Source organism: Ferrovum sp. PN-J185, from assembly GCF_001581925.1.
Lineage (GTDB): Bacteria > Pseudomonadota > Gammaproteobacteria > Burkholderiales > Ferrovaceae > PN-J185.
Genome location: NZ_LQZA01000001.1, coordinates 150,088 through 176,353, shown reverse-complemented (window position 1 = coordinate 176,353; position 26,266 = coordinate 150,088). Strand labels below are relative to the sequence as shown.

24 protein-coding genes and 1 pseudogene are annotated in these 26,266 nt (G+C 42.2%); 13 read left to right on the top strand and 12 right to left on the bottom strand.

Features of this window, described 5'->3' with window-relative positions; all coding sequences use genetic code 11:
- Window positions 1–338: 338 nt before the first annotated feature.
- Window positions 339–605, bottom strand: a complete 267-nt coding sequence (locus tag FV185_RS00910) for a hypothetical protein (RefSeq protein ID WP_067492680.1) — start codon at window positions 603–605, stop codon at window positions 339–341.
- Between the two features lie 106 nt (window positions 606–711).
- Here FV185_RS00910 and FV185_RS00905 point away from each other — a divergent pair, with 106 nt between their 5' ends.
- The 6 genes from FV185_RS00905 (at window position 712) to FV185_RS00880 (ending at window position 6,497) form a co-directional block, all read left to right on the top strand.
- Entirely contained in the window at window positions 712–1,215 is a 504-nt protein-coding gene (locus tag FV185_RS00905) for a MarR family winged helix-turn-helix transcriptional regulator (RefSeq protein ID WP_067492678.1), read from the top strand.
- Window positions 1,212–2,627: an efflux transporter outer membrane subunit gene (locus tag FV185_RS00900; protein ID WP_067492676.1), complete on the top strand. Its 1,416-nt coding sequence runs from the start codon at window positions 1,212–1,214 to the stop codon at window positions 2,625–2,627. Before FV185_RS00905 ends, FV185_RS00900 begins: the two co-directional genes overlap by 4 nt.
- The gene (locus FV185_RS00895) at window positions 2,624–4,696 is read left to right on the top strand and encodes an FUSC family protein (protein ID WP_067492674.1); all 2,073 of its coding nucleotides are present in this window, start codon (window positions 2,624–2,626) and stop codon (window positions 4,694–4,696) included. Before FV185_RS00900 ends, FV185_RS00895 begins: the two co-directional genes overlap by 4 nt.
- The gene (locus FV185_RS00890; protein ID WP_067492671.1) at window positions 4,693–4,893 is read left to right on the top strand and encodes a DUF1656 domain-containing protein; all 201 of its coding nucleotides are present in this window, start codon (window positions 4,693–4,695) and stop codon (window positions 4,891–4,893) included. Before FV185_RS00895 ends, FV185_RS00890 begins: the two co-directional genes overlap by 4 nt.
- Before the next feature lie 3 nt (window positions 4,894–4,896).
- Window positions 4,897–5,763, top strand: coding sequence for an efflux RND transporter periplasmic adaptor subunit (locus FV185_RS00885; RefSeq protein WP_067492669.1), 867 nt, complete (start codon window positions 4,897–4,899; stop codon window positions 5,761–5,763).
- A gap of 104 nt (window positions 5,764–5,867) precedes the next feature.
- On the top strand, window positions 5,868–6,497 hold the full coding sequence (locus FV185_RS00880; protein WP_067492667.1) for a Crp/Fnr family transcriptional regulator: 630 nt from the start codon (window positions 5,868–5,870) through the stop codon (window positions 6,495–6,497).
- Between the two features lie 2 nt (window positions 6,498–6,499).
- Here the strand turns inward: FV185_RS00880 and oxc are convergent, their stop codons facing one another.
- The 8 genes and pseudogenes from oxc to FV185_RS00840 form a co-directional block, all read right to left on the bottom strand.
- The gene (gene oxc, locus FV185_RS00875; protein WP_067492665.1) at window positions 6,500–8,269 is read right to left on the bottom strand and encodes an oxalyl-CoA decarboxylase; all 1,770 of its coding nucleotides are present in this window, start codon (window positions 8,267–8,269) and stop codon (window positions 6,500–6,502) included.
- Window positions 8,270–8,394: 125 nt separating this feature from the next.
- Complete coding sequence (locus FV185_RS00870; RefSeq protein ID WP_067492663.1) at window positions 8,395–9,327, bottom strand: methionyl-tRNA formyltransferase; 933 nt, start codon at window positions 9,325–9,327, stop codon at window positions 8,395–8,397.
- Between the two features lie 104 nt (window positions 9,328–9,431).
- Window positions 9,432–10,718 carry an oxalate/formate MFS antiporter gene (oxlT, locus tag FV185_RS00865; protein WP_067492661.1) on the bottom strand — a complete coding sequence of 429 codons (1,287 nt, stop codon included), beginning with the start codon at window positions 10,716–10,718 and terminating at the stop codon, window positions 9,432–9,434.
- Window positions 10,719–10,935: 217 nt separating this feature from the next.
- On the bottom strand, window positions 10,936–11,175 hold the full coding sequence (locus FV185_RS00860) for a formate dehydrogenase subunit delta (RefSeq protein WP_197457696.1): 240 nt from the start codon (window positions 11,173–11,175) through the stop codon (window positions 10,936–10,938).
- 14 nt (window positions 11,176–11,189) lie between these two features.
- Window positions 11,190–11,863 (bottom strand): annotated as a pseudogene (gene fdhD / locus FV185_RS09740) (formate dehydrogenase accessory sulfurtransferase FdhD).
- Between the two features lie 152 nt (window positions 11,864–12,015).
- Window positions 12,016–14,889, bottom strand: coding sequence for a formate dehydrogenase subunit alpha (fdhF, locus tag FV185_RS00850; protein WP_067492659.1), 2,874 nt, complete (start codon window positions 14,887–14,889; stop codon window positions 12,016–12,018).
- 9 nt (window positions 14,890–14,898) lie between these two features.
- Complete coding sequence (locus FV185_RS00845; RefSeq protein ID WP_067492657.1) at window positions 14,899–16,458, bottom strand: formate dehydrogenase beta subunit; 1,560 nt, start codon at window positions 16,456–16,458, stop codon at window positions 14,899–14,901.
- Entirely contained in the window at window positions 16,455–16,913 is a 459-nt protein-coding gene (locus FV185_RS00840; RefSeq protein ID WP_067492655.1) for an NAD(P)H-dependent oxidoreductase subunit E, read from the bottom strand. The genes FV185_RS00845 and FV185_RS00840 overlap by 4 nt, the downstream gene beginning before the upstream one ends.
- A 204-nt stretch (window positions 16,914–17,117) precedes the next feature.
- On the opposite strand from FV185_RS00840, the gene FV185_RS00835 reads away from it, so the two are divergent.
- Both FV185_RS00835 and FV185_RS00830 read left to right on the top strand, forming a co-directional pair.
- The gene (locus FV185_RS00835; RefSeq protein WP_067492653.1) at window positions 17,118–18,194 is read left to right on the top strand and encodes a substrate-binding domain-containing protein; all 1,077 of its coding nucleotides are present in this window, start codon (window positions 17,118–17,120) and stop codon (window positions 18,192–18,194) included.
- A complete protein-coding gene (locus FV185_RS00830; protein ID WP_067492651.1) occupies window positions 18,181–19,314 on the top strand; it encodes a GNAT family N-acetyltransferase in 1,134 nt (377 codons plus the stop codon). The genes FV185_RS00835 and FV185_RS00830 overlap by 14 nt, the downstream gene beginning before the upstream one ends.
- Here FV185_RS00830 and FV185_RS00825 read toward each other — a convergent pair.
- Window positions 19,311–20,003: a glutathione binding-like protein gene (locus FV185_RS00825; RefSeq protein WP_067492650.1), complete on the bottom strand. Its 693-nt coding sequence runs from the start codon at window positions 20,001–20,003 to the stop codon at window positions 19,311–19,313. The two genes, FV185_RS00830 and FV185_RS00825, sit on opposite strands and share 4 nt — an antisense overlap.
- Before the next feature lie 131 nt (window positions 20,004–20,134).
- Between FV185_RS00825 and FV185_RS00820 the strand changes: the two genes are divergently transcribed.
- Together FV185_RS00820 and FV185_RS00815 are read left to right on the top strand one after the other, a co-directional pair.
- On the top strand, window positions 20,135–20,728 hold the full coding sequence (locus FV185_RS00820) for a malonic semialdehyde reductase (protein ID WP_067492649.1): 594 nt from the start codon (window positions 20,135–20,137) through the stop codon (window positions 20,726–20,728).
- A gap of 44 nt (window positions 20,729–20,772) precedes the next feature.
- Entirely contained in the window at window positions 20,773–22,392 is a 1,620-nt protein-coding gene (locus FV185_RS00815; RefSeq protein WP_067492647.1) for an OFA family MFS transporter, read from the top strand.
- A 72-nt stretch (window positions 22,393–22,464) separates the two neighbouring features.
- On the opposite strand, the gene FV185_RS00810 is transcribed toward FV185_RS00815, so the two are convergent.
- Window positions 22,465–22,881: a MarR family winged helix-turn-helix transcriptional regulator gene (locus FV185_RS00810; protein ID WP_067492645.1), complete on the bottom strand. Its 417-nt coding sequence runs from the start codon at window positions 22,879–22,881 to the stop codon at window positions 22,465–22,467.
- Window positions 22,882–22,941: 60 nt separating this feature from the next.
- Between FV185_RS00810 and FV185_RS00805 the strand changes: the two genes are divergently transcribed.
- Window positions 22,942–23,151: a CDGSH iron-sulfur domain-containing protein gene (locus tag FV185_RS00805; protein WP_067492644.1), complete on the top strand. Its 210-nt coding sequence runs from the start codon at window positions 22,942–22,944 to the stop codon at window positions 23,149–23,151.
- 28 nt (window positions 23,152–23,179) lie between these two features.
- On the top strand, window positions 23,180–23,578 hold the full coding sequence (gene gloA, locus FV185_RS00800) for a lactoylglutathione lyase (RefSeq protein WP_067492643.1): 399 nt from the start codon (window positions 23,180–23,182) through the stop codon (window positions 23,576–23,578).
- Here the strand turns inward: gloA and FV185_RS00795 are convergent.
- Window positions 23,566–24,768, bottom strand: a complete 1,203-nt coding sequence (locus FV185_RS00795) for an NAD(P)/FAD-dependent oxidoreductase (protein WP_067492641.1) — start codon at window positions 24,766–24,768, stop codon at window positions 23,566–23,568. The two genes, gloA and FV185_RS00795, sit on opposite strands and share 13 nt — an antisense overlap.
- Window positions 24,769–24,802: 34 nt before the next feature.
- On the opposite strand from FV185_RS00795, the gene FV185_RS00790 reads away from it, so the two are divergent.
- Complete coding sequence (locus FV185_RS00790; protein WP_067492638.1) at window positions 24,803–26,263, top strand: protein adenylyltransferase SelO; 1,461 nt, start codon at window positions 24,803–24,805, stop codon at window positions 26,261–26,263.
- Window positions 26,264–26,266 lie beyond the last annotated feature (3 nt).

Genomic DNA, 26,266 nt, shown 5'->3' with positions numbered 1-26,266 from the left:
ATACCATAACACAACGCTGCAGCGCATCCTTAAGTAAGGCGGCACCCAGTTTCATACCTCGTGCTAGGGTATCAACTACCAAGCGGGAAAGGACCATTACAGGAATTAGATTAGGCATGTTCTGACGAATTGATCGTCTTGCATCTTGGTGCACAATCGCTCAAGCCCAGGATTAGGTTGCGCAGGACCATTCAACAATGCTGTGAACTACTTGAGTTTTTCTTCGTCAAGGCTAAAAAATACCTGGTCGAACAACACTGGCTGAGCCTTGTTGCCGGCAGCCTCAAGCATAACTTAGTAAGATTCCATTAGGTTATCTTTATTTACGAACTAAGCGACTACGCTTGAAGGCCCTGCATTTGGGCGAAAAACAGTTGATTACGTCCTGCGGTATTGCTTGGTAAAAGCCCACCCGATTGCATATAGTTGCGCAATGTCGGCAAGGACACTTCTAGGTACTCAGTTGCTTCTACTGCAGAAAATGGCTCCTGGTGCGTTTCACCAAACACCTGCTCGTATGTAAAATTATCTTTGGGAAAAGCATTACTAGCAAGCAAAGAAAAAATCGAACTCGTTGGGCTATTCGCAAAAGCATTAAATGTCACTCTCTAAAAACTACCCTCTGTTTTAAAGTAATGGCAAAGAATAATTGACAATTATTTAGTTAGGTACCATAATATTAATAACCTAACAAATATTCATGTTCAATTTATGTTACTACTTAAAGAACTACCTACCGAGCACAGCCTTAGGCAATTTGCCGCGCGCTATCCAAATATCAATATTCCGGCGATTGTAGATTTTGTTGTGTTATTAAGAGCAAGCTCTGATATTTCACAAGCACTTGATAAATTACTGGCTAAACATGGCCTATTACAAGGTCGGTGGTGGATTCTTATTTTATTGTTAAGACAACCCAACCTCACCTCATCCCCTAGTGATTTGGCTGAAAAAGCCGGTGTTACTAAAGCCAGCATTACAGGCTTTATTGATAGCCTACAACGTGAAGGGTATGTGTCTCGAGTAGAGGACGAAATAGATCGTCGTAAATATGTAATTCGCTTAACTGAGGCTGGTTTAAAAAAACTAGATAGCACCGTTCCAGACTACAATGAAAAAATAGAATCGTTGATGAACATCCTAAACCCAGAACAAAGGGAAGAGATGCTGAACTCATTAAAAACCTTAGTGAACCATCTCGAACTATTACGATGAATTTTTTTATAGCTAAAGTTAGGTACCTAACTATTATCTTTTCTTTATTTATACTGGGCTGCGCTTCCAACCAAGGGATCGTACCCTCCACCCAACCTCTCAGTATTAATCAAATTAATGTTGGACACACACTCTCTACACCTGTCACGACCACCTGGCCTCAGCATAATTGGTGGAACATCTATAAGGACCCTCAACTCAATCAATTAATTGCAGAGGCTATTCAAGATAGTCAGATTATCAAAAGTATTAATCACCGATTAGCTCTTGCCCGGGGGGTAACTGAACTCTATCAAAGTCAAAGACAGCCTAACGTTGATATTAATTCAACAGCTATGCGTGAGCACTTCACGGAACTACAATTTATTCCTCCTCCTTGGGGAGGGTATACCTATTGGAATAATAATATCTTTGCATCACTCTCATACAATTTAGATTTATGGGGACAGCGTAAAGATCAATGGCTAGCTTCAGTGGATGAAGCCCAGGCTGTTGAACTAGATGGTCAAGAGATACGCATAGAACTTGAAAACGCGATTATTAAACTCTATATCGAACTTGCAGCCACGTACCAATTAACTGATATTGCGCAACAACAACTCGATGACTCACAAGAACGTATCACCTTGGAAAAACAACGACAGCAAGCAGGAATTAGTACCACCGCTAGCGTTAACTTACACGAGAGCTCTCTGCCACTATTGAGAGCTAAAATCACCACATTAGAACAATATAGCCAATTACTTAAATATGAAATCAGTGCTTTAATGGGCAAAGGCCCAGGGGAATCTCAACGCATACAGCGCCCTCACCTCACTTTAAACTCAGCCATTGGTTTACCTCAAGATCTCCCCCTTCATCTTATTGCTAAAAGACCTGATATTCGTGCTGCACGCTCACGCATTAACTCAATGGAGAAAAAAATTCATGTGGCACAAGCTGCTTTTTATCCTGATGTGAATTTATCTACTTTTTTAGGCTTTGAAGCAATTGGTTTTAATCAACTACTAAGCCATCAAGGATTAATGACTGGTATTGGCCCAGCAGTCTCTCTGCCCATCTTTGATGGCGGCATGAGGCGCGCTAACCTTTCGATAGCAACCACAGAATATGATTTATCCGTAGATCAATATAATAATCGCATCATTGACGCTCTAAAAGAAGTAGCTAACGCGATCACAACTCTTAAGAGTACCATTCAACAACAACAAGATATTGATGAAGCATTGAATAAATCCCATACATCAGTGTTGTATGCTAATGAATCTTATCAAGCCGGATTAACTGATTATCAGTCAGTTTTAACTCACAATGAAACCTATCTCAACACCAAAGAGAGTCTAATTAACATTGAAAAAGAACGACTTGATGCCTATGCAGAACTAATGAGAGCATTAGGCGGTGGCATATGACAAGTCACCTTCAGTCATTGACAATGTCTACTCAATCTTTGTGGGCATGGTGTAAAAAAGAATCCATGATGCTCACGCATATCGGTAAATTATGTCTAGCAGGAATACTGGCTATTTTATTGTCTCTACTATTTGATTTAGAGCAACCTAGAACAGCATTAATTACTGTCGCCATTGTGATGCAAACCCACTCCGGAATGGTATTGAGCAAAAGCTATTACCGACTGTTAGGTACAATTGCTGGGATTGGTATGTCTCTGTTACTGGTTGCTTTATTTGCACAGCAACCTTTTCTTTTTTTAATCAGTATGGCTCTATGGATTGGGCTATGTACCGCAGGATCCATCATACTGCGCGACCATCAATCTTACGCCTTTGTGTTGGCAGGCTACACGCTATGTATCGTGGGGCTTCCCGCCACTCTCAATGCCAACTATAGCTTTGACATTGCCATGAACCGTATTTCAGAAATCATGATTGGATTAGTCTGTGCTACCACTGTGAGTGAACTTATTTTACCAAGACGCATGGGCGAGACGATCGCTCATGCATTACGTCAGCGCTTCATTGATTTTACTTATTTACTTAATACCTCTATCACAGAACAGAACAATAAAGTTGCCGTCATGCAATTGATGAATGATATTTTTAGACTAGAGTCCTATCAAGCCTCTTCAACACTTGAAAGCGATCAATCTCGTTCATTACGCTTAAAACTAACACGATTAAATAGAGAGTTTATGTCTCTTGCGACATCACATCATACATTGATTGAATTATTACGTCGCCTCACAGAGCAACAAGCACACACCACTATCACTATTCTGAACAAGATTTATCAACGCTTAGTACAGAGTATCCATATCAATGGCCAAGCTATTGTCAATGAGAGTCAAGCCCAATTAGCAATTCAACAATTAAATCACTTAGAAAACAATCTAGCTGAATCTACTCACTCAAACCATCAATCACCCTCACTAAACTCACCAGAGTTATCTACTGGTTTAGTGTTAATACGTCGCCTGCTATCTGAAATCAAACTCTATTTAACCACTTACTCAGCATTAAGTAACAACCAACCATCATTTGACCCTCCACCATTAGGCATTCATTTTGAACCGCTTAGCGCTCTATTGGGAGGGATACGTGGTGCATTGGTATTGGTGATTATGGCCAGTGTATGGTTATTAAGTGCCTGGCCATCAGGCATTGAAGCAATCACTATGGCTGTGGTTGCAACCACCTTATTTGCAACGAGCCCTGCCCCCTCAAAAACGGTTAAACAATTTGTTATTGGGGGATTTATTGGTGCTCTATTGGGATACTGGGTTAATTTTAATTTACTCGTTGAAGCCAATGACTTTACTACTCTCATCATCGCTATTTTGCCAGGTATAGTAATAGCTAGCGCATTCACAGCCAAACCAGATAAAGCTGTGATTGGTGCTGGTATGTTTATTATTTATTTAAGCCATTTGGGTTTTAGCAAAACATATCAAGATAATCAGCTGGCTTTTTTTAACGATGTCATCGCTGATTTTATAGGCCTGTTCTGTTCAGCTATCATGTATCAGCTGATGGATTTACAAAGTAATAGTTGGCTACAAAAAAGAACCATTCGTTCCTTACAACAATTGGTGGTAGATGCTTGCCTCACCACACAGACGTTACGTCGTGAAAAATTTGAACTCGCAGCAAGAGAGTTAATTTATCGCTCTGGTAGCACTCATAAAGTGAGCGAAAAAACAGATCAACAGGTTATCACTTGGTTTTTTATTTGTCTGGAAATGGGGTACTTAATTATTAATATCCAGAAAGAAATAATCACTCTCAATAACACGATATTACATAATCTATTCAATTCGATGAGTCAAACACTGGCACAACTTTTTAAGCAATGTGAAGAATCATCCTTTCAAGAATGTATAACAAGTCTTGATAAACTACTTACCTATTTAGATCACGAAGAAGGTTCTAAGTATTACTCTATTAACAGTGAGCTTAGGTTATTAAAAGAAGCCCTTATTGATAATCAACGCTTCTTTGTATTACAAGGGGAATCATCATGATCAATCAGGATATGATTATTTTTGGCGCACAACTCCCCACACTGGTTCCTGTTTTTGTTGTCACCTTAGTCGTCATGTGGCTACTCGATAAACAATTTGTAAACCGAGAGATCTACAATAGAGTATGGCATCCTGCTTTATTTAGAACCTCTCTGTTCATTGTAATTTTTACATTAATGGCACTACTCATCTACTAGTCTATGAAAAACGTTATTCAACAATACAGTAAATATCTAATTACACTTTTTTTTGTGATTTGCGCAGCATTTCTTACTCGAGCTCTATGGGTTCATTATATGGATGCCCCTTGGACTCGTGATGGTCGTGTGCGAGCAGATATTGTGAATATTGCGCCTGATGTCAATGGATTGGTAACACACGTTCATGTTAAAGATAATCAACATGTGAAGCGTGGCGAGCTGTTGTTTGAAATTGATTCTGAGCACTATCACAACACAGTGTTAGAAGCTGAGGCCATTGCCGCAGAAAGAAAAACCGATCTATTACTAAAACAATCACAAGCCAGCCGCCGTCAATTGGTTGATAACAAAGTGGTGTCAGGTGAAGAGAAAGAAATTGCGCAGCTTGCCCTCCACATCGCGCAGTCTCGTTACCAAGCTGCCGTAGCAGAGCTACAGCAAGCGCAACTCAATTTAGAACGAACTCAAGTACGCTCACCCGTAGATGGATGGATTACTAACTTATTACTTCGTCCAGGTGACTTTGCTCATATTGGGAACCCTGCAATGGCCGTCATTGATGAGCATTCATTTTGGGTATACGGGTATTTTGAGGAAAACAAAGTTCATCGTATTGCCTTAGGTGACTCTGCCCTAATCACTTTATTAGGCTCTAACCAACAACTAACAGGGCAAGTTGACAGTATTGCCCATGGTATCGATGATCGTGACAATCCCACTGGATCAAGACTATTAGCAAATGTTAACCCAAGCTTTAATTGGGTAAGATTAGCGCAGCGTATCCCTGTGCGTATTCATCTTGACCCTCCTCCCAATAATATTCATCTTGTTGCAGGGATGACTTGTACCGTGACAATCCGTAAATAAGAAAATACACAAATCATCAAGGAAGACTGCAAGGCTTGGTTGTGTTGTGATAGTATTAAATAATTAGCGCTTATCATCATTGCATTTAACTTATTAAAATCCTTATGGTTCAAAGTACTTCGCCTGTTATAGAAACACCGTTAACTCAACATCCTTTGCGTATCATGTTAAGTAGTGCATTACGTCAGAATACCGTTCTGCATTCTTTAAATGATGAGCAACTGAATGAATTAGAGACGCTACTCGTTATTTCTGAAGTCAAGAAAGAAGACCTTCTCTTAGCTCAAGGTTCCGTTGAAATGGAGCAGTACTTTATTCTTGAGGGGCTACTAAAACGGGTAGTCTCTAACCCAGAGGGTAAAGAAATGATTTTGCGCTTTGCAGGAGAAAAGGATATTGAAACAAGTTACGCAGCATGGCGTCTTGACACCCCTGCACCTTACAGCATCCGTGCTGTGACCAAAGTTCGTGTCGCTAAATGTCCACTTCCTCAATGGGCACAATTCATGAATAAGTACCCTGAACTAAAACATGATTTTGAGTATGAGGTGATGCGTCTCATGAGTGAGATTATGGCCCACACCATCACGCTTCATCTACTGGACGCCACAGGTAGAATGAAGCGTTTTCAGAGAAAGCATCCTGAGCTCTCCAACCTTATTCCTAAAAAAGATTTGGCGTTACACTTAAACATTTCTCCAGAAACCTTAAGTCGTCTACTGCACCAAGACTAGTACTACTTATTTTTTAGCGTGGCTGTTGGGTTCAATTTGGCAATGCGCCCACTTTCTGTACCCGCAGCCTCATCAATAATGGCATTAATTAAAGTAGGCCGTTTAGATTGAATAGCCTGTTTCATGGCCTGCATTAATTGCTCTGGTGTAGTGACATAATACCCCGCGCCGCCAAAGGCCTCCATCAACTTTTCATAGCGAGCATCTTTGACAAAAACAGTAGGGGCCACATCCTCTCCGCCACTCTGATTCACGTCAGTTCCTCGATACACGCCATTATTATTGAGTACCACAACGCATACTGGTAGGTGATAACGACAAATAGTCTCAATCTCCATACCACTAAAACCAAACGCACTGTCTCCCTCTACGGCGATCACTTGCTGGCCTGTTTCTATGGCTGCTGCCACAGAAAAACCCATTCCCACTCCCATCACACCCCATGTCCCCACATCCAATCTTTTTCTCGGTTGGTACATGTTGACAATGGATCGAGTGAAATCTAAGGCATTGGCTCCTTCGTTGACTAATATTGCCTCAGGGTTATCTTGAATCACATCACGAACCACTCTTAATGCACTATGAAAACTCATCGGTGAAGGATTGTTAGCAAGAGCCTCTGCCATTTTCTGGCTATTTTTATTTTTCTTATCTTGTATTGCTTTCAACCAAGCAAGAGACGGTTTGGGCCAGGAGGCGTCAATAAACTTTTGTAATCCATTGACACAGGAATGAATATCGCCAACCAATGGCGCATTAATGGCAACATTACTGTCCATTTCTGTGGCCGCAATATCTATTTGAATAAATTGTTGTCCTCCCCATTGCTTGGCTGAACTCCCCCCCCAGGTTTTTCCTTTGCCATGTGCCAACAGCCAATTCAAACGCGCCCCTATTAGCAGCACCACATCGGCTTGTGGTAATACATAAGAGCGCGCTGCTTGAGCTGATTGCGGATGATCATCAGGTAACAACCCCTTTGCCATTGACATGGGCAAATAGGGAATACCTGTACTCTCAATCAATTGTTTTATGGCTTGATCACAGCGCGCATAAGCTGCTCCCTTACCTAAAATAATGAGTGGTTTTTGTGCCGTTTTTAATAATTCAATAGCACGCTCTAACGCCTCTTGATCAGGATGCTGCTTGGGTGCTGGATCCACCACCTTAACCAAAGAGCGTTGCCCCCATGCTTTATCGATGGTTTGCACAAATAACTTACCTGGCAAATCCAAATACACACCACCAGGGCGACCAGATACTGCCGCTCTAATGGCTCGCGCGATACCAATACCAATGTCCTCGACATGTAAGACCCGAAAAGCAGCTTTGCATAATGGTTTGGCAATAGCCAATTGATCCATCTCTTCATAATCCCCCTGCTGTAAATCCACCACCTCACGCTCAGAGGATCCTGAGATTAGAATCATTGGAAAACAGTTAGTAGTAGCATTAGCAAGTGCCGTTAAACCGTTCAAAAAACCGGGAGCAGAAACAGTCAAACAGACTCCCGGCTTTGCATTAAGATAGCCTGCTATCGCTGCTGCATTCCCTGCGTGTTGTTCGTGACGAAATGAAATAACGCGCATACCTTGCCCTTGAGCAAGACGCGCGAGATCAGTGATTGGAATCCCTGGCACTCCATAAATCGTATGAATATCGTTGAGTTGTAAGGCTTTAATAACCAGATGAAAGCCATCAATGAGTTCTTCTTCTGTGGCTTCATGAGATCCATTAATATTGCTTACGCTAGCAGCTTGAGCATTAGACATGATGGCTTTCTCTCTGACAATAAACACTAAAATAATGATTCATGATTAGTATTATTGATTGAGAGATGATTGCCATTGATTAAAGTCAATTTTTTACAGCTATCAAATAGAGCAATTGATTTTGATCAAGAATTCAATAAAGTACCTAAAGTAATTTGATAACTTTGCACAAATTCGCTTGCATTCATTTTTTTAGCGTCTTGATGTTTTAACTTAAACACTTCAATTTGCCCTCCTTGTGCAGTAACGCTAAAACTCTCCTCAGTAATTTGACTCACCTCACCAATTTTTCCTTGTACTTGACCAAAGGTCCTAAAAACATGTTTTTTTACATCAAATAATTGAATTTTTTTACCAGATAATGTTGTCCAGGCTCCTGGTGCAGGATTACAGCCGCGTATCAAGTTATAAATATCATTTACATGATTATGCCAGTTGATACGCGCCTCTTCACTACGACACCATCCTTCATAACTGGCTTGGTTTTCATCTTGCACCACTTCACGATGCAGGCCTTTTACAACAAGATCTGCTGCATCAAGCATCGCTTGTACACCCAGAGGAAAAAGATGATTGAAATACACTGAACCCAATGTATCATCCTCTTGAATAGCAACGCGTTGTTGTAAGATGATAGGCCCTTCATCTAAACCATCGGTTGGCCTAAAAATGGTTAGTCCCGTTTCTTTTTCTCCACGAATAATGGGCCAATTAATTGAGCTCGGCCCTCGATACTTAGGTAATAAAGAGGGATGATATTGAATCGTACCGTATCGTGGTATGTTAACAAAATCCTGAGGAGCAAATTGTAGAACGTAGGCCATAATACCAATGTCTGGTCGTAATTGACGCATCGCTTCATGCGCCTCAGGGCTTTTTAGAGAAGAGAACTGATAGGTTGTTATCTGTTTTTCTTGTGCGGCAACTCTCAGGGGGTCGGCTTTTGCACCGTCTTTTTCAGGGGCACAAAATACTGCCAATACGTCATCACCACGAGCTAAAAAAGCATCTAGTACCGCTTTACCAAAGTCTTGCTGACCGATGATAACAAGCCTCATAAAGGTCTCCTCACTGTGATTATGATTATTTAAAAAACAGATTAAAGTGAGGGAGACCTGTCGTCATTGACACATATCAATTAACGATAATTAACTTAATTAAGTTATTCTTTTTCTTGATTGGCATCATGAATAAAGCGGGTACGAATTGGCGATAAAATAAATCGTGCTGACAACCCTGCCAAGATAGAGATGATTGCGGATAACATAAATACGCGATGCCAATTGCCACCTGCGGATAACACTGAGGCGATGGGAACAATGAGAGAGGCCGTGCCTTTAGCCGTGTAGAGTGTGCCCGCATTTGCAGCAGCGTGTTTAATACCAAAGGTATCAGCACAGGTTGCTGGAAAAATAGAAAAAATCTCCCCCCAAAATAAAAACACCATGGGAGCAAACACCATAAACCACACAGGATCATGTCCAAATTGCATTAAGCCCAGTAAAGCCAATCCTTCACCGACAAACACTAACATCATGGTGTTTTCTCGACCAATACGGTCTGATATGAACCCACATAGTGGTCTGGTAAAACCATTACATAAGTTATCAATAGCTAAGGTCATGGTTAACAAGGGCAAGGTATTACCAAGCCAGGTCGTAACAGGTAATTTAGCAATACCATAATCCTTCGCGATCGGTCCAATTTGTGCTGTGGCCATTAATCCACCAGCAGCGACTGCCACAAACAAAATATAAATCACCCAAAAAACAGGGGTTTTAATCATTTGGGCAGAAGTAAAATCTTTTTTAACTGATACGATACGAGTTGGGATAATAATGCCTTGCGGTGCATGTGGGCGAATCATGAACAAAGACAAGATAAAAATAATAACGCCTTGTGCTACCCCAAAAAACTGAAAGGTATATTCATAACCCGCGGTTTGTATCATATTCGCAATAGGAATAACGGTGAGCGCAGCCCCAGCGCCAAAGCCTGCAGCAGTTAATCCTGCTGCAAGACCTCTCTTATCGGGAAACCATTTCAATGCATTACCCACTGCCGTACCATACACACACCCTGCTCCTACACCAGAGACCACTGCTGCGATGTATAGCATAGTTAAATTATCAGCATGGGCATTCATCACCCAGCCAAGAGCTGCAAGAATAGCGCCCAAGGCAATGACAGGGCGTGGGCCAAAGCGATCCACAAGCCAACCCTCAACAGGTACTAACCAGGTTTCTACCAAAACGAAAATAGAAAACGAAATCTGAATAGCAGCTTTACCCCAATGGTATTTAGTATTAATGGGATTAACAAACAAAGTCCAACCATATTGCAAATTGGCAATCATGGCCATACAAATAATGCCAAAAAATAACTGCATCCAACGATTATAAAACGCACTCTCTCCAGTGTTACTGGCAACAGACTGGTAATTCGTCATACCCCAATTTCTCCTCTAAGACGTTCTTATAGTTATTATTAGGTGTAGATCGTTAATAGAATGATTATTGCTTTTATTTAAAATAGCATGACTTTTTACAAAAAAGAAATCCTTAATCTAGATCAAGGATAAAGAGAGGAAAATAATTGATAAGAACGAAAAGAGAAAAAGACCGAGGACAAAAGAGGGAGAAGGGATCCCCGGCCTTGTTAAAACATTAACCGTGATAGGCGCCTAATTCCTCATCCATGAAAGTCAAAGCACGTTTCATGATGGGTTTTAATTCACCATCACCATTGGCTTTTATATAATCAAAAAATGATTTTTGCATGCGCTTTTCCCAAAAACGCTTAAGATGACTTGCTGCGTCACGAGCGGCTTGCTCCTGATCTGGCATTGCTGAAAAAAAATCGCCAATGGCATTGGCCATCTTAATCAAATGTTGTGGATTCATCATGACTACTTCACTCCTTATTGCTCTATCACACGCTCAGGGTGTGTGTATATAACTTGTGATTGACTACGGGTAAAACCCATTAACGTTAATTTGTATTCATCAGCCATACGAATCGCTAGCGCGGTAGGCCCTGATACAGCAACCAAAATCCCCACCCCCATCTGAATGGTTTTTTGAACCATTTCATAACTGGCACGACTGGTAACAAGTACAGCCCCATTCTCAAAATCGTAAGCATGTGAAGCCATGGCACCGTAAAGCTTATCTAGTGCATTATGACGACCCACGTCTTCTCGAGCTAACATGATTTGACCACGCGCGTTCACCCAAAATGCCGCGTGAGTTGCACCGGTAATCTGTTGTAAGGCTGAAAATGTTTCATCTCCTCAAGAGCTCTGTGTAAATGCTCAAGAGATAAAGTAAAACCACTCTTCACTTCAGACATGGGTTTAAATACTTGGGCAATGCGCTCCGTGCCACATAAACCACAACCCGTTCTACCGGCTAAGTTTTGGCGACGCCCATCAAGAATAGCAAAACGCTTTTCATCAATAGTTACTGCTACACGAATACCAGCATCAAGCTCTTCAATAACAATTGATTTTATTTGGTCAGCACTTTTAACTATACCTTCTGTAAGAGAAAACCCCACCGCAAAATCCTCAAGATCCTGCGGTGTTGCAAGCATCACCACAAAAGGCACACCATTGTATTCAATACCAATGGGTGTCTCTTGAGCTACGGTATCATCGGTTTTATCAACCGATGTACCACGCAAGCGTATTACTTCTACCGGTTCGGTAGTATGCGTTTGCTCAAGAAGTGGTGACAGGTTATCCATTACTTAACGCCCACTAAACTGTCTGCAATTTTACGTTCACGCAATAAACGTAGTTGATTATCGTTAAACTCTTTGTACTGTTGCTGCCATTCTGAAGGCTGTTTTACCTTCATCACTTGCACGGCGGTCACTTTATACTCTGGACAGTTAGTTGCCCAGTCAGAGTTATCGGTTGTAATCACATTAGCCCCTGATTCAGGGAAGTGGAATGTGGTATATATAACACCAGGTTGCATTCTTTCCGATACAAGAGCGCGCAGTACAGTCTCACCTGAGCGTGAGGCAATACCTACCCAATCACCTGAACTAATACCACGTTCTTTCGCATCATCTGGATGAATCTCTAAGCGGTCTTCATCATGGAAATGAACGTTTTCGGTACGTCTTGTTTGAGCGCCAACATTGTACTGAGACAAGATACGGCCCGTGGTTAAAATCAAGGGGAAACGTTTAGTAACACGCTCCTCAGTTGGTACATACTGACTAATAATGAAACGACCCTTGCCACGCACAAAGTGATCAACGTGCATAAGCGGTGTACCTTCAGGATGCTCATCATTGCAAGGCCACTGTAGACTACCAAGCTTATCTAATTTCTCGTAATTCACACCGGCAAAGGTAGGGGTTAAACGAGCAATCTCAGCCATGATTTCACCAGGATGACTGTAATTCATTTCGTAGCCCAACGCTTTGGCAAGGGCAACAGTTACTTGCCAGTCAGCCATACCTGCTTTGGGTTCCATCACTTGACGTACGCGAGAAATACGACGCTCAGCGTTAGTGAAAGTACCATCTTTTTCTAAGAAGCTTGAACCAGGTAAGAACACATGGGCGTATTTGGCTGTTTCGTTCAAGAAAATATCCTGAACTACCACACATTCCATGGCTTCTAAGGCGGCTGTAACATGCTGGGTATCAGGATCTGATTGAACAATATCCTCACCTTGGCAATATAGTCCTTTGAAAGACCCCTCAAGAGCTGCATCAAACATATTAGGAATACGTAAACCAGGATCTCCTCTTAAGGAAACACCCCAGTCTTGTTCAAATAGACCACGTGTTTTACTATCAGAAACGTGACGATAACCTGGGAACTCGTGTGGGAATGAACCCATGTCGCAAGAGCCTTGAACATTGTTTTGACCGCGAAGTGGGTTAACACCTACTCCTTCACGACCAATATTACCTGTGGCCATAGCAAGGTTGGCAATACCAATCACAGCGGTTGAACCTTGAGCGTGCTCTGTGACACCAAGACCGTAATAAATGGCAGCGTTACCGCCAGTTGCGTAGAGTCTTGCAGCCTCACGTACTAATTGAGCCGGTACACCAGTTGTGAGTTCTAACGCTTCAGGACTGTTTTCTTCTTTAGTAACCCAATCACGCCATAAATTAAATGACTCTAAATCACAGCGCTCATTAACAAAGTCTTCTTTAACTAGTCCTTCGGTTACAATCACATGAGCAAGGGCAGAAACCATAGCCACGTTAGTACCAGGTCTTAGTTGCAAATGATAGTCAGCTTTAATGTGAGCGGTACTGACCAACTCAATAGCGCGTGGATCAATAACAATAAGTTTTGCGCCTTCACGTAAGCGTTTTTTCATACGTGAACCAAATACAGGATGAGCATCAGTTGGGTTAGCACCCATTACTAATACAACGTCTGACTGTTCAATGGATTTAAAGGTTTGTGTACCAGCAGAGGTACCATAAGTTTGTCCTAAACCAAAACCCGTTGGCGAGTGACATACCCTAGCGCAGGTATCAACGTTGTTATTGTGAAATACTGCTCTTACTAATTTCTGGACTAAATAGGTTTCTTCATTGGTACAACGTGATGAGGTAATACCACCAATTGAATCAACACCGTATTTGTCTTGAATGCCACGTAATTTTTTAGCAGCAAAATTAATTGCCTCATCGAAGCTCACTTCTTGCCATGGATCAGTAATATTTTCACGAACCATAGGTTTTAACATACGATCTTTGTGAGTTGCATAACCCCAGGCAAAACGACCCTTGATACAAGCGTGACCCTCATTGGCTTTACCCTCTTTCCAAGGAGTCATACGTACAACTTCTGATCCTTTCATATCAGCTTTAAAGCCACACCCAACGCCACAGTAAGCGCAGGTGGTAATTACGCTATGTTCTGGCTGACCTTGAGCAACAATGCTTTTCTCTACCAATGTAGCTGTTGGGCAGGCATCAACACAGGCGCCACAGGATACACATTCTGAATCCATAAATGATTGGCTTTCACCTGGAGACACGCGTGAGTTAAATCCTCTACCAGAGATGGTTAGAGCAAAGGTACCTTGAGTTTCCTCACACGCACGTACGCAACGATTACAGACGATACATTTTGAAGGATCGTATTGGAAATAAGGATTCGATGTATCTTTGTCGGAATGAATATGGTTTTTACCTTCATAGCCATAGCGAACTTCACGTAATCCCACTGCACCAGACATATCCTGTAGTTCGCAATCTCCATTGCTGGCACAGGTTAAACAATCAAGAGGGTGATCCGAAATATAAAGCTCCATCACACCACGACGCAAATCAGCAAGCTTAGGTGACTGAGTACGTACTACCATGCCACTTTCCGCTGGAGTAGTACAAGAGGCGGGGAAGCCACGACGCCCTTCAATCTCAACCAAACACAAACGACAGGAACCAAAGGGTTCAAGACTGTCTGTGGCACATAGCTTAGGAATTTGCGTACCTAACTCAACAGCAGCACGCATAATCGATGTGCCTTTCGCTACGGTGACCGGAAACCCATCAATAGTCAAAGTAACTTGTTCTGTAGAACTTACCTCTGGGGTGCCATAATCAATATCATGTACTGAAACTGTATCCATCATTCCTCCAACTTAAGCTGCGTGCTGTTCGGTTTTGGTTATATTAAAATCCTCTGGGAAATGATCCAGAGCAGACAATACTGGGTAGGGAGTCATCCCACCCATGGCACAGAGCGAACCATTGAGCATGGTGTCGCATAAATCTCTTAATAAGGCAGTTTGCGCCACGGCCTGTTGTGGTTGTGACTGAATTTTAGCAATCACTTCAACACCACGCGTAGAACCAATACGGCAAGGTGTGCATTTACCACATGACTCTAAGGCACAGAACTCCATGGCATATTTTGCTTGCTCAGCCATATCAACCGTGTCGTCAAAGACAACAACGCCACCGTGACCTAATACTGCTCCTTTTTGTGCAAGCGCTTCATAATCCATGGGAATATCTAATTTATCTGCCGGAATATAAGCACCTAAAGGACCACCGATTTGTACTGCCTTAATGGGACGTTGGGTAAATGTACCGCCACCATATACTTCAATTAATTCTCTAGCAGTCACTCCAAAGGCTTTTTCCACTAAACCGCCACGAGCGATATTGCCTGCCAATTGGAAAGGCAATGTACCGCGTGAGCGTCCCATACCAAAATCAGCATAAGCCTTCGCCCCTTGGGCTAATACATAAGGTACCGCAGCCATAGTCAATACGTTATTGATAACGGTTGGACGACCAAACAACCCTTCAAGCGCTGGAAGTGGTGGTTTTGCGCGCACAATACCGCGTTTACCTTCCAAACTCTCCAACAGTGCGGTTTCTTCACCACACACGTATGAACCGGCTGCTTTACGAATTTCAATATCAAAGGTAAAAGATGAACCTAAGATGTTATGACCTAAATAGTTAGCCTCACGAGAAAGACGAACTGCTTCATTCATGGTATCAACAGCATGGGGGTACTCTGAACGAATGTATACATAACCCTTCGTTGCTCCTACAGCGATACCTGCAATAATCATCCCCTCAATCAACATATAGGGATCATCTTCCATAACCATACGATCGGCGAAGGTACCTGAATCACCCTCATCAGCATTAATAACGATGTATTTTTGATCTGCCTGAGCTTGCATGACAGTACGCCATTTAATCCCCGCAGGAAAACCAGCGCCACCGCGGCCACGTAAACCTGAATCTAATACCTCTTGAACAATATCAGCTGGTTGTAGTGAGATCGCTTTTTTCAAGCCTTGCCAGCCATCGTGCTTTTCATAGTCTTGGAGTGATAATGGTTCAGTGATACCAATACGTGCAAAGGTAAGTCTTTCTTGGTTTTTGAGGTATTCAATTTCCTCGGTCACACCTTGATAAAGCTCATGTGTTCCAGCGTTTAAAAAGTCAGCAGCAAATAAATCAGCCACCTGCTCAACGCTCACTGGACCATAAGCATGGCGTATACCATCAACTTCTACCTCTACCAAAGGCTCCAACCAAAATAGGCCTCTTGACCCATTACGCTTAATATTAATTTCAACACCAGCCTCTTTGGCAAGACGAGCAATTTCTTGCGCTACTTCTTCTGCTCCTGCAGCCAATGCAGCTGAATCACAGGGAATAAAAACGGTATGTTTCATGCGTTCTCCTTAGCGTCTTTTATCCACTTTTGTAGCTTCTCACTGGTAACGTGAGCTTTGAGTTGACCATTAATTTCAATAGCAGGCCCTGTGGCACATAAACCCAAACAATAAGCGTGCTCAATGTGCCAATCATGATCACCAGCTAACATGGCTGTAGCGTCTTTAGTTAAAGAACGACAGCCTCTAGCTTGGCAGGCTTCAGCCTGACATATGGCAACAGTATGCTTAGCAGGAGCAGTTTGTTTGAAATGATGGTAATAAGTAATAACACCATGAATCTCAGCGCGCGATAAGTTAAGAATGGGTGAGAGTTCTGATGCTGTTTGATTTGGAATGAATCCTATTGTGTCCTGAATATGATGCAGGATAGGTAGTAATGCGCCCGGCACATCGCGGTAGCGTTCTGCCGCTTGGCGTATAACAGATTCATGATGAAACTCAACTGTATCCAAGGATTCCTCCTTTAATAATTTGTTAGTTGTTGCACTTAATTGCAAATAGTTCTTGACACTCTGTGCAACAATCCCGTAATGTTTTCCTAGGTTATCCCCATTAACACAAGAAGTCAATCGAATTAAAAGAAAAACTTATAGCGACTATAATTGCAATTTATTTCACTTAAATAAGAGACTAATTACTCTAAGGGGAGTATCACTTTGAAAATCAATATCCTGCCTGAGTTCCATTTATTTGATCCTACCGAGGGAGAAAATTTCCCTCTATCAAGAACTCTCAAATTATTAAGAGCCATTGAAGAGCAACATAATATGAAAGAGGCGAGCCAATTAATCGGTTTATCTTATCGTCATGCTTGGAATCTCATTGAGCAAGCCCAAGCAATTTTTGGCGGCGCCATCCTTGAAAGCGTACCAGGACGCGGGTCAAGATTAACTGAGCTGGGTAAAAAACTGGTATGGGCAGATAAACTCACCGAAGCGAGGCTCGGTCCTCTCTTAGAGAGTATCAGCTCAGAAATCAGTGAAGACATTGAGGCCCTAACACGTCGTACAAGACGGGTATTACGTTTATTTGCAAGTCACGGCTTCGCTGTAGCCCTGCTCAATGAATTTCTCAATCAACGCCATATTGAACTGGATTTTAATTATCGTGGCAGCAAAGAATCTATTGATGCATTTAACCGCCAAATTTGTGACATTGCAGGTTTTCACGTCCCATTAGGTGAACTTGAGCAACCTTATCTTAAGCTCATTAACGCTAATTTTCCTGAAGATATACGTTTTATTGAGTTAGCCAAACGTCATCAAGGCCTTATTGTTGCTAAAAACAACCCTAAGAATATTCATACTATTAATGATCTTGTTAGACCAGATATTATGTTTGTTAACCGCCAACCAAGTGCGGGAACGAGAGTTATTCTTGATATGTTGTTAAAAAAACACAATCTATCTATCAACGCCATCAGGGGGTATGGCAACACCGAGTATACCCATGCCGCCATTGGTGCTTACATTGCAAGCGGGAAAGCAGATGTTGGCTTAGGTGTGGAGACGGCAGCCAAGCTCTTTGATCTTGATTTTATTCCCTTGTTTACTGAACGTTATTTTTACGTATGTAATGAATCGCTATTAAATGACAACCGTTTTATTCCCATCTTATCTATTTTGCATGATGCGGAGTTTCTCAAAGCCATGGATCAGTTAAACGGTTACAGCGCTAAAGACACAGGACGCATTACGAATTTTCACGATACATTCACCTATGACAACCATTAAATATGACATCACTCAGTCTTTGGATCGTATTAGCAAGGAAGACTGGCAAACTATTACAGAGAATAATCCCACTCTTAATTATGATTTTCTGAAAGCCATGCACGACAGCGGCAGCGTGCACGCTAAGACAGGTTGGGGCATGTTATATTTAACCGCTTGGGATAATCAGCATTGCGTGGGAGCTATCCCCTGTTACTTAAAGGGACACTCTTATGGCGAATATGTATTTGATTGGGCGTGGGCTGAGGCTTACGAACAACTAGGTCAACCCTACTATCCTAAATTATTAGTAGCCATCCCCTTCACGCCTGTTATGGGTCCTCGCATTCTATCTCAAGATGAGAGCATTCGTGAACAACTGGTGGTTCGTTTACTTGAACTCGAAGAAGACTCTCAGCTCTCATCCATCCATTGCCTATTCCCCAACGAAAGAGATGGCGAACTACTGTCTCGATCAGGTTTTCTTGCGCGAGAGGGAGTGCAATTTCATTGGCAGAACAATAATTATGAAAGCTTTGATGAGTTTCTAGGATCAATGAATCATGACAAACGAAAAAAAATTAAACAAGAAAGAAAGAAAATTCAAGATCAAGGTATTACTTTTTCTTGGTTAACAGGTTCTAACATTACTAGCGAGCACTGGTACTTTTTTGAACAGTGTTATCAAAACACCTATCAACAACATGGTTCTACCCCCTATTTAAACCACCGTTTTTTCGAGCATTTTTTAGCAACTGGGCTCATTCATTGTTGCTTAATCGTGGCGTATCACAACAACCAAATGATTGCCTGCGCACTGAATTTATTTAATCAAGAACGGGCTTATGGGCGCTATTGGGGTGCTGTGACATATATCCCTGGTCTACACTTTGAAACCTGCTATTACCAAAGCATTGCCTTTTGTATTCAACAAAAAATAGCCGTTTTTGAGGGTGGGGCACAAGGCGAACACAAGCTAGCGCGTGGCCTGTCTCCCATAAGAACACGCTCTTTTCATCATTTACGAGACCAACGCTTTGCACAAGCCGTGGAAGATTTTCTCCAACGGGAGGGGCGTCATATTGAACATTACCACTCCGAACTCAATGAACACGCCCCGTTTAAAAAAGTAAATGATTAAGTTGCACGTTGCCCGAATAAGATTTTCTTGGCCTCTTCAGTGACTGTAGGTGTTGTATTAACTTCCTTTGCTCTGTCATAGGCTTTAATCGTTGCAGGGCGTTGTGCGATGCTTTCAAACCATCTTTTTAAATGAGGGAACTCGTTAATGTCTTGCTGTTGTCTCTCATAGGGCACAATCCAAGGATAAATGGCCATATCGGCAATTGAGTAGTCATTACCGGCCACAAATTGGCGATCTGCCAAACGTTTATTCAATACCCCATAAAGACGATTGGTCTCGTTGATGTAGCGTGTCATCGCATAGGGTATTTTCTCAGGAGCATATTGAACAAAATGATGATTCTGTCCAGCCATAGGGCCTAACCCTGCCATCTGCCAAAATAACCATTGCAATACTTCGGTTCGCTGACGTATTTCTTTTGAAAGGAAATAACCTGTTTTTTCTGCGAGATAGAGAAGGATTGCACCGGACTCAAAAATAGAAATGGCTTGCCCTCCCCCTTGTGGATCATGGTCTACTAATGCGGGGATGCGATTGTTGGGGGCGATTTTCAAGAAATCAGGTTGAAATTGATCACCTATACTTATGTTAATTGGAATTAAACGATAATTTAACCCTGTTTCTTCCAAAAATAGGGTGACTTTATGTCCATTCGGCGTAGTCCAATAATAAAGATCGTAACTCATTCATTCCTCAACATTTTTATTTAAAAAAGAGATGCTGTAGCTATTCTATCAAATACTCAATACAAAATTATTCTTGAGTCAGTCTAAAAACTCGGGTAGTCTGTTCAGTTAATTTAACCTTGGAGCACAAAATGAATCATTTTGGACTGGCCCAAGAGGCTCTAGATCAATTATTCGTTAAGGCACGAACAGCACATGCTTTCAAGAGAGAACCTGTACCAGAGGGTATTCTTGAAAAATTGGTTAACTTAACTCAATGGGCACCTACCGCCTTCAATTCTTGCCCGGCACGTTATGTGTTTTTAACAACAGACGAGGCGCGCTCAAAACTCATACCGGCTCTGTCACCGGGTAACGTTGCTCAAGTGCAATCAGCCCCTGTAACCGTGATATTGGCTTATGACACTCACTTTTTTGAGCATTTGCCTGAATTATTTCCAGCTTATGATGCCAAATCACTATATGACAAGAACACTATTCTTGCCGACCAAGTTGCTTTCCGTAATAGCAGTCTGCAAGGAGCCTATTTTATGCTTGCAGCCAGGGCTCTAGGTTTAGACGTTGGCCCCATGTCAGGATTTAATGCTGACGTTGTTAATGGCACTTTTTTCCCGGACGGCCGTCTTAAAGCTAACTTTTTAATAAATTTGGGTATTGCTGATCATTCAGCAACCCATCCACGTGGCCCAAGGCTCTCATTTAGCCAAGTGTCACAAATTTTGTAATCGCTGTTTGTTAAAAAACTTGTAAAAAATTTAGGAGGTAGAAGATGAATTGGAGCGCCCTAGATAGAGCAAGGACTATCGCAGGTCCAAAATTTAATCGTTGGCTGGTGCCCCCGGCTGCTTTAGCCATTCACCTCTGTATTGGCATGTCTTATGGTTTCTCCGTATTTTGGAAACCAATGGTCAATCTATTGCCCAATGCAGATGCACTAGCATGTAAAAACTTAAGTACGTGGGATATGTTATTTACCACAACCTGTAACTGGACCATCCCTATGGTCACACCCATTTTTGAGTTATTTATTGCAGTATTGGGTATTGCTGCTTTTATTTGGGGTGGCTGGTTAGAACATGCAGGCCCACGTAAGGCTGGTTTTATTGCTGCTATAACCTGGGGTGGTGGTCTTGTATTAGGCGGAATTGGTGTCATTTACCATCAACTATGGCTACTGTGGTTAAGCGGTATTGTCGGTGGCGTTGGCCAAGGTTTAGGCTATATCAGCCCTGTATCTACCTTGATCAAATGGTTCCCTGACCGTCGCGGCTTGGCTACCGGTTTTGCTATTATGGGCTACGGTGGTGGAGCCATGGTTGGCGCACCCTTAGCTGTGGCTTTAATGAAACATTATGGCGCAACACCTGGCATTAACAGCGTAGGAGTGACGTTAATCACCATGGGTGCTCTTTACTTTGTGGTTATGTCATTAGGTGCTTTTGGTTTTAGAATTGCCCCAACCGGCTGGAAGCCTCTTGGCTGGACACCAAAAGATGACGGTGGTAAAAAATACATGATTACCCAAAACCATGTTCACTTAGATAAAGCATGGAAAACCCCACAATTTTGGTTAGTATGGGGTGTATTATGCTTAAATGTGACCGCAGGTATTGGTGTTATTGCTATGGCAAGCCCAATGTTGCAAGATGTGTTTGGTCCCCATTTATTAGGATTAGATATTTCTTTTGACGCGGTAACCCCTGCACAAAAAGCCGCTATTGCAGCCTCTGCAGCAGGCTTAGTTGGACTGATTAGTTTGTTTAATAGCTTAGGTCGCTTATTCTGGGCATCCATGTCAGACTTCTTAGGTCGTAAATCAACTTATGCTGTATTCTTTATTTTAGGTATCGCATTATATATTGCTATGCCTTCAATGGGACATCATGGCAGCGCTGGACTATTTATTGTTGCTGTATGTGTAATCTTGTCCATGTATGGTGGTGGTTTCTCTACTGTTCCAGCTTATCTGGCTGATTTATTTGGTACACAGATGGTTGGCGCCATTCACGGCCGTTTACTCACCGCCTGGTCAGTGGCTGGTGTTGTAGGTCCTTCATTGATTGCTTCTGTCCGTCAGGCACAGATTGATGCAGGAGTACCACATAACCTAGTATATGATCGTACACTCTACATCCTTGCTTTACTGTTGTTAGGCGGTATGGTTTGTAACTTATTAGTTCGTCCTGTTGATCCTAAATATCACATGACTGAAGAAGAGTTAAAAGCTGAACGCTCTAAAGCGCATGAGCAAACTGTTGGTAAAGTGGCAGTGGAAGATACAGCCAGAGGCTCATTAGGTTTTGGTGGTATCCTAGCTTGGGCTGCAGTTGGTATTCCTTTCTTGATCGGTGTATCTATTGCGATTCAAAAAGCAGCTAAGTTATTCTAAGTAACAAGTTGTTCATATATAAACCCGGCAAGCACATTGACTTGTCGGGTTTTTTTATTGGTATGTATTCTCTCAAAATATACTATTAAGCTTCTGTAAGCTCTTTTCAATAGCTTCCAAGTCTTTTTCTGATAGCTTGGAAAATACTTGAGACAAATAATCTAAATGTGGTTGAAAGGTCTCTTGGAAAGTTTTTTCTCCCAAGGCCGTTAACTTAATCAAGGTGCTACGTTTGTCTTTGGGATTATCAACCCGCACAATCATCGCCTTTGCCTCTAGTCGATCTAATACTCCAGTAAGCGTGCCTTTTACCATGAGTGTTTTATCACCGATTTCACCACAAGTCATACCCTGTGTATTGCCTAATGTGGCAATCACATCAAACTGACCCGTGGTTAGTCCTAAGCTTTTGATATGGTGCGATGAGAAGTTATCAAAGGCTTGATACGTTCTGACAAGAGCGCGTAATGTAGGTAAAAAATTAGTCATAGCAAAAAAGTATATTTTTAGTTAAAATAGTACGAACACGTACATTATAAGGAGTTTATCATGCCCTATGCAATTGAAGTTAAAGCCGGACAAGAATATTGGTTTTGTACCTGCGGTAAAAGCGGCACAGGTTTATGTAACGGTGCTCACAAAGTGACAGACCGTACACCTTATCATTATGTCGCAGACAACGATGAAACGCTATATATCTGCGGTTGTGGCGAAAGCTTTGATAGCCCATTTTGTGATGGTACACACAAAACTTTATAATTGTTTTATTAACTAGGATAGCCTTTGTATGAGAATCTTACATACCATGCTGCGCGTTGGTAACTTAGAGCGTTCAATTCAGTTTTATTGCGACGTGTTAGAAATGCATGTATTACGTCGTAAAGACTATCCTGAAGGACGCTTTACCCTAGCCTTTGTAGGCTACCAACCCGAATCACATGGTGCTGTTATTGAACTCACCTATAACTGGGACACATCTTCATATGACATTGGTAACGGTTATGGCCATATTGCCGTAGAAGTTGATAACGCTAAGAAAGCCTGTGATATGGCTCGCGAACGCGGCGGCAAAGTCACGCGCGAAGCAGGTCCCATGAAACATGGCACCACAGTGATTGCTTTTGTAGAGGATCCTGATGGCTACAAAATTGAGTTTATTGAGAAGCAACCACGTTACAGCGACTGAGCGCAGACATAGGCGCTAGACCAAGCCCATTGAAAATTATGTCCACCTAAATGCCCGGTGACATCCACACATTCACCAATAAAATAACATTGCGGAATTACGGTGGATGCCATGGTGCGGCTGTCCATTAAATTGGTATCAACCCCGCCTAACATTACCTCAGCTTTATTCCAGCCAAGGGTTTTATCTGGATGAAAGACATAGTTTAAGACACTATTTTTTAAACGCTCTTTTTCCGTACGATTTAACTCTGCAAAACGACGTTGCTCTAAAGCGGTTACTTGAGCAATATGTTTAGCTAAACGCTGTGGCAAAAAAAGTGTGAGAATATTTTCAACTAATTTACCCCCCGCTGAGTTATCCATCTCTTGCCATTGACTGGATGACAAAAAAGCCACGCTAACACTCTCACCTTCTCGCCAATAACTACTGGCCTGAAGTATGGCGGGACCAGACAATCCGCGATGCGTAAATAGTAAATCCTCATCAAAGTGGGCCTGTCCATAATGCTCACCTTTATTGCCAGAGTGAATCACAACGGGAACACTTAAACCAGATAACTGAGTGAACGAACTCTCCTCTTTCTCAGTCAGAGATAAAGGAACCAATGCCGGGCGCGGTAAGATAACTGAATGATCTCGTTGTTGGGCAAATTGCAGTGCTTTATCACTGGCACCAATTTTAGGTACAGGTAACCCCCCTGTCGCCCAAACCAGAGTGAGACTGTTGACAACGCCTTGATTGGTATAAATATGCCATACCTTATCGATTAATTGACAATCATGGACCGTCACTGGGAAGCGAATGGTGACAGAGGTTTGCTGACAAAGTTGTAATAACATATTGATAACATCTTGGGCCGATCGATCACAGAACAATTGACCTCGATGTTTTTCATGATAAGCAATATGATTATGTTGTAACCAACCTTCAAAATCTGAAGGCCGATAACGTGCAAGCGCACTTTTAACAAAATGAGGATTACGCGATAAAAAATGCTGTGCACTGGAATAACGGTTAGTGAAATTACAAAATCCACCACCACTTATGCGAATTTTTTCACCAATTTTTTTAGCGTGATCCAGCACCAATATCTTTTTTTGGCGCAGTCCCGCTTGTCCCGCACAAAACAATCCTGCGGCACCCGCACCAATGACTACTGCATCCCACAGGGTATTGCTATCGTCCACTCATCCACTCCTCGTAAACGAGATAGAATAAGCTATGAACGCACCAACTGAAACACTTTTTTTGTCCCATGAGACCCCCTTTGTTGGTCTCGCACACCCTTTTATCGAACAAGTTAATACCAAACCATTACCACAACCCTACTGGATTGATTGGAATAACACGCTCGCCCAGTCTCTTAATTTACCTATTGAACGCTCAAAACCATGGCTTGATATATGCTCAGGGTTAGTTGATAAAGCCTGGTGTAGTGTTTACTCTGGCCATCAGTTTGGCGTTTGGGCAGGACAACTGGGTGATGGTAGAGCCCATTTATTAGGCTCGATAAACACCATTGATAAGCATTACGAGGTACAACTCAAAGGGGCTGGCGTGACCCCTTTTTCACGCATGGCAGATGGACGAGCGGTGCTACGCTCAAGTATCCGTGAATATTTAGCCAGTGAAGCCATGGCGGCATTACATATTCCCACCACTCGTGCGCTGGCTTTGGTGGGGTCTAATTTGCCAGTGAGACGAGAGACAATAGAAACCGCGGCTGTTGTGACTCGAGTGTCTCCTTCTTTTGTTCGCTTTGGCCATATCGAGCATTATGCTCATCGTAACCAACTACCCCAGCTAATAACCTTATTAGACTTTATTATTAATCAGTATTACCCTCAATTATTAGAAAGTGATACACCCTATATTGATTTATTTGAACTTATTGTCAGTCATACAGCGCGACTCATGGCGCAGTGGCAGGCGGTGGGGTTTTGTCATGGAGTAATGAATACAGACAATATGTCAGTACTAGGGATCACCTTAGACTACGGCCCTTATGGGTTTCTTGACCATTTTGATTGGCAACATATTTGCAACCATACCGATCAACAAGGTCGCTACTCCTACGCCAATCAACCTCATGCAGGTTACTGGAATTGTGCGGCTTTAGCCTCTGCATTCTGGCCGTTGATTAATGATGAAGCCCTCCTCTCAGAGAGACTGGAGCGCTTTCATGAACGTTATGAATGGAGCTACTTACAATTATTCAGAAAAAAATTAGGCTTCAAAAAACAAGAGGAAAGTGATGCAGCACTCATAAAAGACTTACTGGATATGTTGCATCACCATCAAGTGGACTTCACACTTTTTTTCCGTCAATTATGTGAGTTAAGCCTCACCAATTCATCTCAAGATGAATTGATTTTTGCACCACTTGAGCGATCGCTGTCTTTATTTAATTCATGGTTGTCACGTTACCGCCAACGTTTAATGCTCGAACACTCCGAAGACCGTGAACGTCAGAGTGACATGCGCCGCACTAATCCACGTTTTATTTTACGTAATTATTTAGCACAAGAGGCCATCAAACTGGCTGAAGAAGGTGATTTTAGTATGGTGCGGCAACTAAAAACTGTACTAGATAAACCCTTTGATGAGCAGCCCACTCATCAGCATTGGGCGCAACTCCCACCACAATGGGCAAAAGAGATTTCCGTTAGCTGCTCTTCATAACAT